Annotated in this window: 19 protein-coding genes; 8 read left to right on the forward strand and 11 right to left on the reverse strand. The window is 68.0% G+C overall.

Going from position 1 to position 14,268, the window contains the following annotated elements; translation table 11 throughout:
- Nucleotides 1-125: 125 nt before the first annotated feature.
- Both dmeF and ACS5PN_RS15785 read left to right on the forward strand, forming a co-directional pair.
- A complete protein-coding gene (gene dmeF, locus ACS5PN_RS15780; RefSeq protein WP_439464928.1) occupies nt 126-1,088 on the forward strand; it encodes a CDF family Co(II)/Ni(II) efflux transporter DmeF in 963 nt (320 codons plus the stop codon).
- Between the two features lie 3 nt (nt 1,089-1,091).
- Complete coding sequence (locus ACS5PN_RS15785) at nt 1,092-2,201, forward strand: threonine aldolase family protein (RefSeq protein WP_439464929.1); 1,110 nt, start codon at nt 1,092-1,094, stop codon at nt 2,199-2,201.
- On the opposite strand, the gene ACS5PN_RS15790 is transcribed toward ACS5PN_RS15785, so the two are convergent.
- From ACS5PN_RS15790 to ACS5PN_RS15815, 6 genes are all read right to left on the reverse strand, one after another.
- A complete protein-coding gene (locus ACS5PN_RS15790) occupies nt 2,202-3,071 on the reverse strand; it encodes an alpha/beta hydrolase (RefSeq protein ID WP_439465570.1) in 870 nt (289 codons plus the stop codon).
- Between the two features lie 125 nt (nt 3,072-3,196).
- Nucleotides 3,197-3,457: a translation initiation factor IF-1 gene (gene infA / locus ACS5PN_RS15795; RefSeq protein WP_439464930.1), complete on the reverse strand. Its 261-nt coding sequence runs from the start codon at nt 3,455-3,457 to the stop codon at nt 3,197-3,199.
- Nucleotides 3,458-3,518: 61 nt separating this feature from the next.
- Nucleotides 3,519-3,737, reverse strand: coding sequence for a hypothetical protein (locus ACS5PN_RS15800; protein WP_439464931.1), 219 nt, complete (start codon nt 3,735-3,737; stop codon nt 3,519-3,521).
- Between the two features lie 77 nt (nt 3,738-3,814).
- Nucleotides 3,815-4,027, reverse strand: coding sequence for a cold-shock protein (locus ACS5PN_RS15805; protein WP_439464932.1), 213 nt, complete (start codon nt 4,025-4,027; stop codon nt 3,815-3,817).
- Between the two features lie 308 nt (nt 4,028-4,335).
- The gene (locus ACS5PN_RS15810; RefSeq protein ID WP_439464933.1) at nt 4,336-4,641 is read right to left on the reverse strand and encodes a DUF1330 domain-containing protein; all 306 of its coding nucleotides are present in this window, start codon (nt 4,639-4,641) and stop codon (nt 4,336-4,338) included.
- Between the two features lie 24 nt (nt 4,642-4,665).
- Nucleotides 4,666-5,157 carry a MerR family transcriptional regulator gene (locus ACS5PN_RS15815; RefSeq protein WP_439464934.1) on the reverse strand — a complete coding sequence of 164 codons (492 nt, stop codon included), beginning with the start codon at nt 5,155-5,157 and terminating at the stop codon, nt 4,666-4,668.
- Between the two features lie 77 nt (nt 5,158-5,234).
- Here ACS5PN_RS15815 and ACS5PN_RS15820 point away from each other — a divergent pair, with 77 nt between their 5' ends.
- The gene (locus ACS5PN_RS15820; RefSeq protein WP_439464935.1) at nt 5,235-5,621 is read left to right on the forward strand and encodes a hypothetical protein; all 387 of its coding nucleotides are present in this window, start codon (nt 5,235-5,237) and stop codon (nt 5,619-5,621) included.
- Here the strand turns inward: ACS5PN_RS15820 and trhA are convergent.
- The gene (trhA, locus tag ACS5PN_RS15825) at nt 5,612-6,289 is read right to left on the reverse strand and encodes a PAQR family membrane homeostasis protein TrhA (protein ID WP_439464936.1); all 678 of its coding nucleotides are present in this window, start codon (nt 6,287-6,289) and stop codon (nt 5,612-5,614) included. The two genes, ACS5PN_RS15820 and trhA, sit on opposite strands and share 10 nt — an antisense overlap.
- 138 nt (nt 6,290-6,427) lie before the next feature.
- Between trhA and ACS5PN_RS15830 the strand changes: the two genes are divergently transcribed.
- Both ACS5PN_RS15830 and ACS5PN_RS15835 read left to right on the forward strand, forming a co-directional pair.
- Nucleotides 6,428-6,925: a hypothetical protein gene (locus ACS5PN_RS15830; protein ID WP_439464937.1), complete on the forward strand. Its 498-nt coding sequence runs from the start codon at nt 6,428-6,430 to the stop codon at nt 6,923-6,925.
- Nucleotides 6,915-8,267, forward strand: coding sequence for a GAF domain-containing protein (locus tag ACS5PN_RS15835; protein WP_439464938.1), 1,353 nt, complete (start codon nt 6,915-6,917; stop codon nt 8,265-8,267). The genes ACS5PN_RS15830 and ACS5PN_RS15835 overlap by 11 nt, the downstream gene beginning before the upstream one ends.
- Here ACS5PN_RS15835 and ACS5PN_RS15840 read toward each other — a convergent pair.
- The 3 genes from ACS5PN_RS15840 to ACS5PN_RS15850 all read right to left on the reverse strand — a co-directional run bounded on the left by ACS5PN_RS15840 (nt 8,254) and on the right by ACS5PN_RS15850 (nt 9,910).
- The gene (locus ACS5PN_RS15840; RefSeq protein ID WP_439464939.1) at nt 8,254-8,655 is read right to left on the reverse strand and encodes a hypothetical protein; all 402 of its coding nucleotides are present in this window, start codon (nt 8,653-8,655) and stop codon (nt 8,254-8,256) included. The two genes, ACS5PN_RS15835 and ACS5PN_RS15840, sit on opposite strands and share 14 nt — an antisense overlap.
- A 12-nt stretch (nt 8,656-8,667) precedes the next feature.
- Nucleotides 8,668-9,402, reverse strand: a complete 735-nt coding sequence (locus tag ACS5PN_RS15845) for a hypothetical protein (RefSeq protein WP_439464940.1) — start codon at nt 9,400-9,402, stop codon at nt 8,668-8,670.
- A gap of 196 nt (nt 9,403-9,598) precedes the next feature.
- The gene (locus tag ACS5PN_RS15850) at nt 9,599-9,910 is read right to left on the reverse strand and encodes an HNH endonuclease (protein WP_439465571.1); all 312 of its coding nucleotides are present in this window, start codon (nt 9,908-9,910) and stop codon (nt 9,599-9,601) included.
- Between the two features lie 413 nt (nt 9,911-10,323).
- Between ACS5PN_RS15850 and ACS5PN_RS15855 the strand changes: the two genes are divergently transcribed.
- From ACS5PN_RS15855 to ACS5PN_RS15865, 3 genes are read left to right on the forward strand one after another with little or no spacing between them, the layout of a single operon-like run.
- Nucleotides 10,324-11,664 (forward strand): sensor histidine kinase, encoded by a 1,341-nt coding sequence (locus ACS5PN_RS15855; RefSeq protein ID WP_439464941.1) that lies wholly within the window; start codon nt 10,324-10,326, stop codon nt 11,662-11,664.
- A 4-nt stretch (nt 11,665-11,668) separates the two neighbouring features.
- The gene (locus tag ACS5PN_RS15860) at nt 11,669-12,790 is read left to right on the forward strand and encodes a sugar ABC transporter substrate-binding protein (RefSeq protein ID WP_439464942.1); all 1,122 of its coding nucleotides are present in this window, start codon (nt 11,669-11,671) and stop codon (nt 12,788-12,790) included.
- Between the two features lie 37 nt (nt 12,791-12,827).
- Nucleotides 12,828-13,214, forward strand: coding sequence for a response regulator (locus ACS5PN_RS15865; RefSeq protein WP_439464943.1), 387 nt, complete (start codon nt 12,828-12,830; stop codon nt 13,212-13,214).
- An 86-nt stretch (nt 13,215-13,300) separates the two neighbouring features.
- On the opposite strand, the gene ACS5PN_RS15870 is transcribed toward ACS5PN_RS15865, so the two are convergent.
- Nucleotides 13,301-14,137 carry a class I SAM-dependent methyltransferase gene (locus ACS5PN_RS15870; protein WP_439464944.1) on the reverse strand — a complete coding sequence of 279 codons (837 nt, stop codon included), beginning with the start codon at nt 14,135-14,137 and terminating at the stop codon, nt 13,301-13,303.
- Nucleotides 14,138-14,268 lie beyond the last annotated feature (131 nt).

A 14,268-nucleotide genomic window follows, 5' to 3' on the forward strand; every position in this document is an offset into this window, starting at 1 on the left:
CGAGTGCCTGCGCGGGCGCGCGAGGCAAAAGGGCGAGATTTTAGTGAAGCCCGCTGTAACGAGCCATGTCGCCCGCTCCGGCGTCGGCGCCGGTGTCGTCACAAGCCCGGCGCAGAATGTCCGGCATGCATTCCCATGACCTGTCCCAATGGCGGCACGACCACGTCTTCGACAGCGGCAACGCGGCCGCCGAGCGCGGCGCACGGGTGGTGATGTGGATCACCGCCGCGACCATGGGGGTCGAGATTGCGGCGGGCTGGTTCTTCAACTCCATGGCCCTGCTGGCCGACGGCTTCCACATGAGCAGCCACGCCGTCGCCATCGGCCTCAGTGCCTACGCCTACGCGACCGCACGCCGCCATGCCCAGGACCCGCGCTATGCCTTCGGCACCTGGAAGATCGAGATCCTGGGCGGCTTCGCCAGTGCCATCTTCCTGCTCGTCGTTGTCGCGCTGATGGCCTATGGCTCCATCGAGCGCCTGTTCAAGCCCGAGCCCATCCACTACCCCGAGGCCATGACCATCGCGGTGCTGGGCCTGCTGGTCAACCTGGTGTGCGCGCTGATCCTCGGCAAGGCGCATGACCACGGGCATCACCACCATGGCCACGACCACGGCCATGCGCACGACGACCACCACCATCACCACGATCTCAACCTGAAGTCGGCCTATCTGCACGTCGTCGCCGATGCCGCGACCTCGGTGGCGGCCATCGCGGCCCTGGCCGGTGGCTGGTGGCTGGGCTGGGCCTGGCTGGACCCGGCGATGGGCCTGATCGGCGCCGTCATCGTGGCGATCTGGGCCAAGGGCCTGGTCGGCGAGACCAGCAAGGTGCTGCTGGACCGCGAGATGGACCATCCCGTCGTCGACGAGATCCGCGAAGTCATCGCCCAGCAGGGCGCGGCCAGCGAGACTGAACTCACCGACCTGCACGTCTGGCGCGTCGGCCGTGCCAGCTATTCATGCGCCCTCAGCGTCGTCACCCACGATGCCCACCTGACGCCCGGTCAGGTGCGCGAATGGCTGGCCGTGCACGAGGAGATCGCGCATGCCACCATTGAAATCCATCGCTGTACCGCTTCCCACTGACCCATGCCCGCTGCCAGCTACTCCAACCTTCCCGCCAACGCCGATATCGAACTGCGCAACCGCTGCACACGCTGGCTCAACGGCCACCGACCGATCAAGTCCATGCGCGACTCCCTGCTCGCGCTGGCCGAGCTGCCCGAAGCCGAACTGCCGCTGGACGTCTACGGCCAGGGCCAGGCCCTGCAGGCGCTGGAGGCCGAGGTGGCGGCCCTGCTCGGCAAGCCGGCGGCGCGCTTCATGCACAAGGGCGTGGCGGCCCAACTCGCCGCCCTGCGTGTGCATTGCGGTGACGGCGACGGCCCGGTGGCCCTGCATCCGCAAAGCCATATCGCCATCGACGAGGCCGAGGCCTACGAGAAGCTGATGGGCCTGCGCGGCCTGCGCATCGGCCGCACGGACCGGCCCATCCGCATCGAGGAGGTGATGGCAGCGCCCGAGCAGCCGGCCGTCCTCACCGTGGAGCTGCCACTGCGCCGCGGTGGCTATGTGCTGCCCGATTGGAACGACCTGGTAGCCCTCAGCCAGTGGTGCCGCGAGCGCGGCGTGCCGCTGCACTTCGACGGCGCCCGGCTCTGGGAAGCCTCGGCCCATTACGGCCGCTCGCTGGCCGAGATCGCCGCGCTGGCCGACTCCATCTATGTGTCCTTCTACAAGGGCGTCGGTGGCCTGACCGGCTGCGTGCTGGCGGGCAGCGAAGACTTCATCGCCGGGATCACACCCTGGCAGAGCCGCCTGGGCGGCAATCTCTTCACCGCCTATCCCTTTGTGCTGAGCGCCCTGCAGGGCCTGCGCACCCAGCTGCAGCACATGCCCGCCTACCGCGAGCGTGCGCAAGGCCTGGCCGCCTCGCTGGCGGCCGAACCCGGCTGGCGCGTGTCGCCCGAGCGGCCTCAGGTCAATGCCTTCCAGCTGCATCTGCCCGTGGCGCCCGAGGCGCTGCGCGAAGGGCTGCTGGCCGTGGCCAGGCGCGATGGCTTCTGGCTGGGCGCGCGGGCCGTGGCCTCGCATCTGCTGGAAGGCGGCGCCATGGTCGAGGTCGTCATCGGCGATGCGGCCGCGGGCTGGCGTGATGACGAGGCCCTGGAGGCGCTGCGCGCTGCCGTGGCCGGCTGATCAGGCCCCGGGCGGGCCGTTGACGAAGTCCGCCACGTCGGCCAGGGCCGGCGCCAGCCAGCGCAGCGGCGCGCCAAAGGCGGCGATCAACGTCATGTGGCCGACGCGGTCGTAGAACTTCACGGTCACCGGTACGCCCAGAGACTGCAGCTTGGTCGCCAGCCCCTGCGTGTTGCGCTGCGGGTTGACCAGCGAGTCCTCGCGCGCCGCGGCCAGGAAGCTGCGCGGCGCGGCCTTGCCGGCATGTTCCAGCGGCTGGGTGCCGGGCGGGTAGTCGGGGTGGAAGAACACCGGCTGGGCGTCGGGGTTGGTCATGGGCAGGAAGTCGTAGGGCCCGGCCAGGCCGATGAAGCCGGCCAGCTCGCGCGGCTTGTGGCCGGTCGGTTGCAGCCAGCGCGCATCCAGCGCCAGCATGGCCGCGTTGTAGGCCCCGGCGCTGTGGCCCATGACGAAGACCCGCTGCGGGTTGCCGCCCAGCTCACCCGCATGGACAAGACCCCAGGCCAGGGCTGCGGCGCAGTCGCGCAGGAAGTCGGGGTAGCGCACCTGCGGATAAAGGCGATAGTCGGCCACCAGCGTCAGGATGCCGCGCGAGGCCAGGGCTTCGCCGACGAAGGCGTAGTCGGCCCGCTGGCCGCGGTTCCAGGAGCCGCCGTAGAAGAACACCACCACCGGCCAGCCGCCCCGCGGTGCGGCACGTGCCGGCTTGTAGACGTCCAGCTGCTGGCGCGGGCCCGTGCCATAGGCGACGCCGGCCGTGACCGTGTGGGTGTTGCCGGGCGCCAGCGCATTCAGCGTCGCCACCGGCGCGCAGGCAACGAGCAGGCCCGCCAGCAGCAGGGCGACAAGCAGGAAGAGGCCGGCTTTCATCATGGGCATGGCCAGCCTACGCGGCCGCAAGGCCTTTGGATGTCGGACGGCACCAAAAGAAACGGCCGCCAGGCATGCCATGGCGGCCGATTCGAGAGGCTGCGAGCCGTCAGGCCCGCTGGCGCTCAGCGGCGCTGACCGGCGCCGGTGGGCGCGGGGCGCGGTCCGCCGAGGTGACGGAAGGTGATGCGGCCCTTGCTCAGGTCATAGGGCGACATCTCCAGCGACACGTTGTCGCCGGCCAGAATGCGGATGTGATGCTTGCGCATCTTGCCGCCCGTGTAGGCGATGACCTTGTGGCCATTCGTCAGCGTCACGCGAAAGCGCGAGTCCGGCAGGATTTCGTCGACGACGCCTTGCATTTCAATCAGTTCTTCCTTGGCCAAATCTGAAGCTCCTTGGTGAGTTGATAAACGAGGGCGAGGCCCCCGGCGGGATGAACCGCCGTCAGTGGGTGCTCGCCCAGGCGAGGCCCTCGGCCCGCGCATAGCGCAAGGCAGCCTGCGGGCTGTTGAACTGCGGCGTGAAGCGCATGACGCGATCCACGCTGGCCATGCCGCGACCGGAGCGGATCGACACCAAAGCGTCGAAGCCGCCGCCCGCGCGGGCCTGGCTCATGGGGGAAACCAGAAAGCGTCCCACCTCGATGTTCTTGTTGTTGTGCATATTGTTCTTCTTTGGGTGGTTGCCGCGCCAGCCCTGCTGGTCGCGGCGGTTGGGCGCGCTGAGCGCCCGTGCACGTATTAGAGCGTGCGAATGTTGGAAGCCTGCGGGCCCTTGGCGCCCTGCGTGGCTTCGAATTCGACCTTGGCGCCTTCGGCCAGCGAGCGGAAGCCGCCGGCGTTCTTGATTTCGCTGTGGTGGGCGAACAGGTCCTTGCCGCCGCCATCAGGCGTGATGAAGCCGAAGCCCTTGCCGTCGTCGAACCACTTCACGGTGCCGGTTTGCGTAGTCATGATGTTTCCTTTGGAAATGTAGAGATGGATAAAAACCCTCCGTCGGCTTCACGCCGTGCGGAGACAGAAACACTCAAGAACACTCACCGGGGGAGTTGCTGAAGCGAGCCGCTCGCGAGAACAGGCCAGAGGGTGGCCGGCGGGGCTGCAGATAAGACCTTGAGGAAACGGTCTTGTGCGAATCTATGACGCCGAATGTACCACGGCGCGCCAAAGCCCTTGTAGGACAGGGTGGAGACAACCCTTGTGCGGCGTCGTTAGGTCACGGTTGTGGCCCGAACGTGCGCGCGCAGGCGGTTTGCCCCTCGTCAAGCGGGCTGTGGCCCGTCGTAGCCCTCGACGATGACGATGTCGGCCGTTGCCGAGCCCTGGCGCAGCGTGATCTGCGGTGCGTATTCGGGCGAGCGATAGCAGGCCAGCGCCACCTCGTAGCTCGGGAACTCGATCACCACATTGCGGCCGCGGCTCGTGCCCTCGGGGTTCTCGAACTGGCCGGCGCGCACCAGGAAGCGGCCGCCGAACTTGGCGAACACCGCGTCGTTGCGTTGCACATAGAGCTTGTATTGCTCGGGCTCGGTCACATCGACGCGGGCGATCCAGTAGGCCTTGGGCATGGGGCTCTCCAGCTGGGGATGGGGTCAGGCGGCAGTGTGCCCCCGAGCGCGTTGTCGGCGCACGGCCGGGTCTTTCGTGTCGTCGTCGCTGGCGGTCCCGGGCAGCAAGCGGTTGGTGTTCCGGCGTGCCCCGGGCCTGGCCAGGGAAGCCGGTGCCACGCAGCGGCCGGCCGCCCAGTGGTCGCGCAGCGTGTCGTGCACCTCGCGCAGTTCCTGGCGCTGAACCTGGAGCCCGCGGATCAGCGCGTCGATCTCGCCGAGGCGCTCGCCCAGCCTGGACAGCATCATTGCTTTCGAGAAGCCCTGCTGCATGTCGAACACCGTGCGCAGGCTGTCGAGCGACAGGCCGAACGATTGCGACAGCGTGACGATCTGCAGGCGCTGCACCGCGTCTTCGCCGTAGACGCGATAGCCATTGCCCGCGCGTCTGGCCGGTGGCAGCAGACCCTGGCTTTCGTAGAAGCGGATCGCCGAGGGGGCGAGACCGGTGCGGGTCGCGAGTTCGCCGATTTTCATGTGTGCCCTGCTTGACCTTCAAGTCGCCTTGAAACCGAGCATAGGCAGCCGCATGACCCTTTCACGTCAGGAGACCCATGAATTCCCACCCCGCCAGCCTGGACAGCTACTTCGCCGCATGGAATGCGCGCGACGCGGCTTCCATCCGCCGCCACCTCGGTGAAGCCTTCGGCGCCAACACCCGTTACCTGGATCCGCACCGCAGCGCGACCGGCATCGACGAGTTCGCGGCCTGCCTGCAGGCCTTCCGCGCCGAATCCCCAGACGCCGTCATCAGCTGGGCCTCGGGCGTCGACTCCCACCACCAGCTGCACCGCTATGCCTGGGAGTTGCACGTCGGCGAGCGCAGGCTCAGCGGCTACGACGTCGTCGAGCTGGATGAAAACGGGCGCATGGCCGCGGTGCTGAGCTTCTTCGGGCCGCTGCCGCCACTGCCATCACTGGCGCCGGCCGCTCAGCCGTAGGCGTAGAACAGTGCCGCGAAGAAGTGGCAGACGCTGCCGCCCAGCACGAAGAGATGCCACACGAAGTGGGCATAGCGCAGCCTGTTGTCGAGCAGGAAGACGACCGCGCCCAGCGTGTAGCTCAAGCCGCCAGCCACCAGCAGGGCCAGGCCGGGGCCGGGCATGCGCTCCACCAGCGGCCCCAGCGCGAACACCACCACCCAGCCCATGGCGAGGTAGATGGCCGTGGACACCAGCGGGTGGCGCAGGCGGTTCAGCAGCTTGATGGTCACGCCGAAGGCCGCCGCGGCCCAGACCGTGATCAGCAGCGCCAGGCCCGGCCCCTCGCGGTGCAGCACGCCCAGCGTGAAGGGGGTGTAGCTGCCGGCGATGAAGACGTAGATGGCGGCATGGTCCAGACGCACCAGCCAGGCCTTGATGCGGCCGTTGGCCAGCGAGGCGGGCAGGGCGTGATACAGCGTGGAAATGCCGTACAGCAGGATGGCCGTGGCCGCGAAGATGGCCGCCGCGGCCACGTCGGCCGCGCCGCCATGGTTCATGGCGCGGATGACGAGGATGGGCAGGGCGGCGATGGCCAGCGCGGTGCCCAGGCCGTGGCTGATGGCGTTGGCGATCTCTTCGCCCAGGGTCTGCGGGCGGTCGCCGGTGACGGAAACGGTGGAATTCATGAGAGCCTCTTACTGCCGAGGATATGTCACCAGCATGCCAGCCCCGCGTGACGGTGCCGACCCAAGGTTTGAGGGGTGCCGGGTGGTAAGAATTCCGGCGGTTCCGCCGCGGCCAGGCCCGTCCTTAAACTGCCCGCCGTGATCGACGATGCCCTCCTGGCCAAAATCAACCAGCATTGCGATGTGGTGCTGTCGTCCGCCAGTGCGGCCGGCGTGCCCAGCCTGTGCTGGGGCATGGCGGGCCGCCTGCTGGACGACCGCCGCACGGTGGAGGCCTGGGTGCGCGAAGACCAGGCCCGCCAGTTCCTCGCCGACGTGCGCGCCACCGGCCGCGTGGCGGCCGTGTTCAGCGAGCCCTACACCAGCGTCGCCGTGCAGATGAAGGGCAGTGGCGCCAGCGTGCGCGCCGCCACGCGCGACGACGAGGCCTTTCTGCGCCACCACGTCGGCAACATGGTGCGCGAGCTGGCGCTGCTCTACATCCCCGAGCAGTTCGCGCGCAACTTCTTCGAGCAGCCCTGGACGGCGCTGGCCGTGGTGCGCTTCGAGGCCGCCGACGCCTTTGTGCAGACGCCCGGCCCGCGTGCCGGCCAGCCGCTGGGCGCCCGCGCGCCGGAGGCCGGCCGTGCGGCTTGACCAGATCCGCGCCGCGCTGGAAGGCGCCATCCCCGCCACCATGGCCACCTGCTCGCCCGAGGGTGAGCCCAACGTCGCCTTCCTGTCCCAGGTGCATTACGTGGACGGCGAGCACGTCGCGCTGTCCTACCAGTTCTTCAACAAGACGCGCCGCAACATCCTCGCCAACCCGCAGGGCCAGCTGAGCGTCATCGACCCCTTCACCGGCCGGCTCTACCGCATGCGGCTGCGCTATCTGCGCACCGAGTCCGAAGGCGCGCTGTTCGAGCGCATGAAGGCCCACCTGGAGGGCATCGCCTCGCACACCGGCATGGCCGGCGTGTTCCGCCTGCTCGGCTCCGACATCTACCGCGTCGAGGAGCTCGAGGCCCTGCCCGGCAACACCGCCGTGCCGGCGCCGCCCTCGCTGCAGCCGCTGGCCGCGCTGCGCAGCATGTGCGAGAAGGTGGCGGCCTGCAGCGACTTCGGCGCGCTGGTTGACACGGCCCTGGACACGCTGGTGGCCGACCTGCAGGTGCGCCATGCGATGTTCCTCGTCATGGACGAGCCGGGCCGGCGCCTCTACACCGTGGGCAGCCGCGGCTATGCGCGCTCGGGCATCGGCTCGGAGATTGCGCTGGGCGAGGGCGTCATCGGCGTCTGCGCCCAGGCGCGCACGCCCATCCGCATCAGCTGGCTGACCCAGGCCTACCGCTACAGCCGCGCCATGCGCGAGGTCGTCAGGCTGGAAGGCTCACCCGCCGAGCTGTCCATCGAGATCCCCTACCCGGGCCTGGCCGACCCGCACAGCCAGCTCGGCGTGCCGCTGCTGCACGGCGGGCGCGTGCTGGGCGTGCTGCTGGTGGAGAGCGAGCAGGACCTGCACTTCACCTACGACCACGAGGACGCCCTGGTCGCCTTCGCCCACCTCGTGGCGGCCACCATGCGCACCCTGGGCGACACGGTCGCCGCTGCCGCCGAGACCGCGCCGGCCGAAACCCGCCCGGCCGAGCTGGACTGCCCCATGGGTGGCCAGCCGCAGGAGCCGCTGCAGCTGCGCTATCACGCGGCCTCGCACAGCGTCTTCTGCAACCAGGACTACGTCATCAAGGGCGTGGCCGGCGCCATCCTGTGGCGGCTGTTGAGCGAACATGCCGCCACCGGCCGCACCGAGTTCAGCAACCGCGAGATCCGGCTCGACCCCGCCATCAAGCTGCCCGACGTCGTCGACAACCTCGAGGCCCGCCTCATCCTGCTGCGCCGCCGCCTGGACGAGCAGAAGCTCGGCATCGCCCTGCACAAGAGCGGCCGCGGCCGGCTCAAGCTGCAGGTCTGCGGCGAACTTCAGCTCACGCAGCTCTGAGCTTGACCCCGGTGCCGCGCCACACATTGGTGGCGAAGCACAGCACCGCCACGCCCACCGTCGCCGAGCCCAGGCCGATCAGCGGCTCCACCGCCGGGTTGCCGCGCATCAGCGCCGCCAGCGCCGACAGCATCACCGGCAGGGCCACCTGGTGCAGCCAGAACTGAATGGCCACCAGCCGCGCGCTCAGGGTGTCGGCCAGGTGCTGCACCACCAGGCCGAAGCCCAGCATGCTGGCCCAGCCCAGCAGGTTGATGTGGGCGTGCACGGAGCGCAGCGAGAAGTCGTGCGTGGCGCCCATGAAGTTGCCCAGGGCGACGCCCGCGACGAGATAGATCGCGGCCATGCGCAGCCACCAGGCGGCGTAACGTTTGTTGGAGTTGTTCATCGCGTGCTCCCTTCAGGCCGTCAGGCCCGTTGCCACCGGGATGCCCAGGCCGCGGGCGAGTTGGCCCCAGGCCTCGTCGTTCAGCCGCTCGCGGGCCAGCGCCAGCACGACGTGGAAGACCGGCGCCGGGGCCTTGGCCTTCATGCCGGCCAGCAGGCCCAGGCGCTCTGCCGGCGCCAGTGCGGGCAGCATCCAGCGCAGCGACATCGTCATCTCGGCCGGCGTCAGCGAGGCCAGCAGCTGGCCGTGGATGGCCATGATGCCGGCGTCGTCCAGATGGGCCCACAGCACCGCGTTGTGCTCGGTCTCTTCCAGGTGCATATGCGCCAGGTTGTGGGCCGAGAACAGGCACACCGCGTGGTACAGCGCATGGCAGGCCGCGGGCCTCTCCTCGGCCGTGCAGCCGGGCAGGGCGCGGGCGTGGTGGCGCAGCGCCTCGATGTCCTGTTCGTGGTCCACATGCTCGGTCGCGATGCGCTGGCTGGCGCCGGGCTGCACGCGCTCCAGCGCGGTGTGCAGGAAGGTGTTCTCGTGCTCCAGGTGCGACAGGCAGAAGTCGGCCGCGGCCTCGACCTTGTCGACGAGCTGCTGCACCGAGGCCGGGTCCTGCGGGTCGACGCCGCCGGCGCTGGTGATGAGGTCGGTCAGCATCAGGCGCACGCCCTTGTGGATGCTGGCGTAGATGTCGAACCGCGGCGCCGTGGCCGTGCCGCGGACGGCGAGGAGTTCCTGGAGTGAGGTGTGCATATCGATCCCTGTGGGTGTGGTGAAGAGGTCGGTCGCTTGTTCTCGTCGACCGTGCAGCCACTGTAGGAATCGGGGCGCCAGCGCGCCGCTAAATGCTTGCTAGCGGAACCTTAAGAGTTTGCTAAGTGGTTGTGGATATTGGTATTTTTTTACATCGCGCAGGTGCCGGAGGTCATGGCGCCCGGGCTGCCGGCGTTCAGCGCCGCCTCAGCCTGGCGCTCTTGCGGGTGGCGACGAAGAAGTCGTCGGGCTTGGTCTTCACCCAGTCCACGAAGCTGCGGATCTGCGGGTGGGCCAGCAGCGCCTCGACGGTGGCGTAATGGCGCGCCAGCTCGGTCTCGGACAGCAAGGCGTGGATCTGCCGGTGGCAGACCCGGTGCAGGAACTGCGTGTGCCGTCCACCCTTGCTCTTGGGCACCAGGTGATGCGCATCGCGCTGCGCGGGCGGGATGGCGCGCTCGCACAAGGGGCAAACGGTGAGCTCGTGTTCAGCGGGGCGGCTGGGCATGCCGATCAGCTCGTTGAATGCGGCGCCGCCGCGGGCCAGGGAAAGCAGGAGAGCATGGGCCATCTTCGGCCGCCGCGCCTGTCACTGCACGGCGGCCCGGCAATCCCGAGCGCGGCAGGGGGACGGCAGGAGCCAGGTCTTGGGACCGCGCCCCGCCCCCTTCATTTCAGCATCAGCGCTTCCAATTCATGGCGATGCCGGTCGGGGCCATCTCGGCGGCCTTGCTGTCAAGTCCAAGCCGAACAGCACCGACTGCAACGCGACCCGCCTGGTTTCAACCTTGTCGAGCTGCTTGCAGGGCAGCTCCTACCGGATTGGGCGCTTGGTACGATGAGCGACGGCTTGCCAATCAAGCTGAAGCAAGGCGAAGCAGCGCGCTCGTTTTGTCCTCTCAGTCCTATGAAAGTTGATCGATGTTCGGACGACGCCGGTTGGCGATAGGCGTTGGCGCAGGCCTGACCATCGGCTTTCTGGCATTGCTCGTGATCGTCGGCACGACCATGTGGCTGGTGGAGCGCGGCAACAGCCTGTTGGAGCAGTCGGCGTTGCAGCGCACGATCCGCATCGCAGCGGTGGATCTGCGCGACCATCTGCGCACTGCGGAGTCGAGCCAGCGCGGCTTCCTGTTGACCGGAAACCAGATCTATCTAGCCCCTTACGACACGGCCAAGACGCAGGCACGGCAGGAGCTCGATGATCTTGGCCGGTTGATTCCGTCGGATGCCCCCAACCGCGCCATGCTTCCTAGGTTGTCGGAATCGGTGGCTGAAAAGATCGCCGACATGGATTCCAGCATTGCTCTGAAAAGCAGCGGTCGCGATGCCGAGGCCATGGCCTTGATCCAGCGCCATCGCGGCAAGGCGTTGATGGACGAAATCAATGTCTTCCTCCTCGGCGCGATATTGATGGCCGACGAAAACGGCACGCTGAACAGCGCAGAACAGCAACGCAATGCATCGCGGCTGCGGTGGATCTCGGCGGGCGCCGCCGTGGTCATCATCCTGGTGGTGCTGGTGGTGGCCTTCACCGTCTACCGCAACGGGCAGGCGCTGAAACTGGCTCGCGACGAAGTGCGGGCTATCAACCTGACCCTGGAAGAACGGGTGCAGACACGCACCGCCGACCTGGCCATGGCGCGGGAACGCGCCGAAGTCTTGCTGGCGGAGGTCAATCACCGCGTGGCGAACAGCCTGCAGTTGGTCGCCGTGCTGGTACGCATGCAATTGCGGGCCGTCACCGACAAGGCGGCCCAAGATGCATTGCGCGAGACGCAGTCGCGGATCAACGCCATCTCGCTGATCCACAAGAGCCTCTACACCTCGGGAGATGTGACCAACGTGGCGCTGAACGATTACCTGGGCGCCATGCTGGGCAACCTGGAAACGGCGATGAAGAAGGACGGCCATACCGCCATCCTGAAATGCTATCTGGAACCCATCTCTCTACACACGGATGCCAGCGTCAGTCTGGGAGTCGCAGTCCAGGAATTGGTCACCAACGCCTTCAAATACGCCTATCCAGAAGACAAGCCCGGCGAGGTGCGGGTCCGGCTGACTCGCTTGGAAGATGGCAAGGCCGAGCTGATGGTCGAGGATGATGGCGTAGGGATGGCGCAGAACGGCGTGGCGGCGGGCACCGGGCTGGGCAGCAAGATCATCCAGACGATGGCGTCGGCACTGAAGACCCATGTGGAATACATCAACCGCAGGCCGGGGACGGCGGCGCGGCTGGTGCTGACGACGGCGAACGCGTGATGGCATGGCGATGAAATTCAGAATGTCTGCGCTGGCGCTGCTGTGGTTCAGCGGCGCGTCGTTTGCCGCCGGCGGCGAGGGGCTGACCGTGCCGGTCAAATTGCCTGCCTACGACCCGGCGCGCGCAGCCTGCAGGGCGCCCACGGGTTTGCAGAAAAACCTGGTCTTCGTCCAGGACAACAAGCGCGAATTTATGCAAGGCGCGGGGCGCGGGCTGGAAGCGGCGGCGCGGGCACGCGGGCTCAGCTACCGCGTTGCCTTTGCCGACAACGACCCCGCGCTGATGATCAAGCAGTTGGGCGACCTCACGACCGACAGAACGGGCGCCATCGTGGTCGCGCCGATCGATCCGCCGTCGCTGGCGCCGGCCTTGAAAAAGGTCATCGGCGCCGGCGCCTATGTGGGCGCCATCGTGCCGCCGCCCGCCACGTCGGTGCTGAACGCGCCGCAATACCTGACCGGCAAGGTCCTGGCCGAAGCCGCCGCCAACTACATCCGCACGCGGCTGGGCGGCAAGGCCAAGGTCGTGCTGCTGACGCATGACGGCCTGCAATTCCTGGCGCCGCGCTTCACCGCCATGCGCGATACCCTGCGGTCACTGCCGGGCGTGACCATCGTGGCCGACATTTCGCCGGCCACGGTCGACAAGCAGGGGGGCTATCGAACCATGAAGACCATCCTGCTCGCGCAACCGAACATCGACGTCGTGCTGGGCGCGGACACGGTGGTGCTGGGCGCATTGATGGCCTTGCGAGAGGCGGGCAAGGCGCGGCCGGACCAGTTCCTGGGCGGTATCGACGGCGAGCAGGAAGCGGTCGTCGAAATCAGGAAGAGTGGCAGCCCCTACAAGGCGAGCATCAGCCTGGCGTCGTCCATCTTCGGATATGCGATGGGACAGCATGCCGCCGATTGGCTGGAAGGAAAATCCATCCCGCAGGCCATGGACATCCTGCCCAGGGCCCTCACCAGCGGCAACATCGCGGACTATGAGCGCGACGCGGCCCACCCCGGCGAGGTCTACGCCGACCCCGCACGCCGCGCGTCTTACCTGACGATGTACGGCAACATCTGTTTCGATACCCGCGACAACTACATCAACTTCCCTTGGTCGTCAGAAACCAGATAGCCTGCGATCTTTCGCAGCATCGCGCAGCCCGCCCGACATGACCGCCCGCCCTTTCGTCATCCTCTACGTCGAAGACAACGAGTACATCCGCGAGTCCTTCGTCGAGCTGCTGGCCACCGACGAGCGCCCTTTCTTGTGTGCGGCTGACGGTGCCAGCGCGCGCAAGGTGCTGCGCGAGCAGCACGTGGACCTGCTGCTCACCGACATCAACCTGCCCGACGGCTCGGGCCTGGATGTGGCCCGCGAAGCCCTGCTGCAGAACCCGACCCTGCCCGTCATCATCTGCTCCGGGCATGACCTGCGGGAAGTCGCCCGCTCGCTCGGCCCCACCGCTTTTGCGCTGAGGAAGCCCTTCGAGTTGGATGAACTCGAGGCGCTGCTCGAGCGGCTTGCCGATGAGCGGGTGGATGGCGGGGCGGGATGACGCCGGCTGCCAGATTTGATCGCGGCGGGTGCTGCCTGCGCCGTTGACGCAGCGAGGACATCCGCTGGGCCGTGAACAGCGCCGGCTCAGGCCTCGGCCACCAGCACGAAGGCTGGGGCCCAGAAGTAGTCGCTGATGTGCTCCAAGCGCGTCACGCGCCAGCCCAGGTTTTCAAGCTTCTCGCGCCACACCGACGCCGGATGCTCCCAGTTCGTCGCGGCGGTCTGGGCATCGAGCTGGCCGAGGAACATCGGGATCAGGAAGCCCTGCGCGACGAGGTCGCGCGTGGCGCCTTCGTACTCGCCCAGGGCGCGCTCGTAGCGGGCCGCGAGCGAGGCCACGTAGGCGTCTGAGCCGCGCACGAGGTCGGGGATGTCAAACTCGACGATGACGAGCTTGCGCACGTGCTCGCGCAGCCGCGCGAGGCCGGCCCAGCGTTCGGGCTCGGGAATGGCCTGCAGCGCGAAGCTGGCCTGGGCGAGGTCCCAGCGGTCATCGGGTTGGAGCTTGGCGGCGAAGGCGCCGAGGCCCTCGTTCAGCGCCTGCACGGGCAGCGCGGGCTGCTCGGCTTGGGCGCGGGCCACGGCGCTGGTCAGCAGGGCGCTGGCGGGCTCCACCAAGGTCAGGCGCTGCAGGGTTTGCGGGTTGGCGGTGGCGGCCAGCGCCGGAAACAGCGCATGGCCGTCGCCGCAGCCGATGTCGAGCAGCGAGTGGGTTTCTGTCGTGTAGTGACTCGCCAACTCCGCGCTGACGCGCTCATACAGCGGCACATTGCCGCCGCCGCGGATGAAGGCTTCGAAGGCGGCGGGGGAGGTGTAGACGTGGGTGTTTTTGGCGCTAGTGGCGTGCTGACGGAGGGCTGTGCTCAGCAGCGGGAGGTCAGTGATGGCGCTCTGCAGCGCAGTACCCGGTTGGATGGCCATGCGGGACTATAGATTTGAGACCTGACCCCGAACCCGGTCGCAGCAGCGGCAGGTCAGTGGTGATGCGTTGCAGCGCGGCGCCCGGTTGAATTGTCATGCTGGACTATAGGTTTGAGACCTGATCCCGCACC

Origin of the sequence: Roseateles sp. NT4 (assembly GCF_051857475.1) — a bacterium.
Classification (GTDB): Bacteria; Pseudomonadota; Gammaproteobacteria; order Burkholderiales; family Burkholderiaceae_C; genus Pelomonas.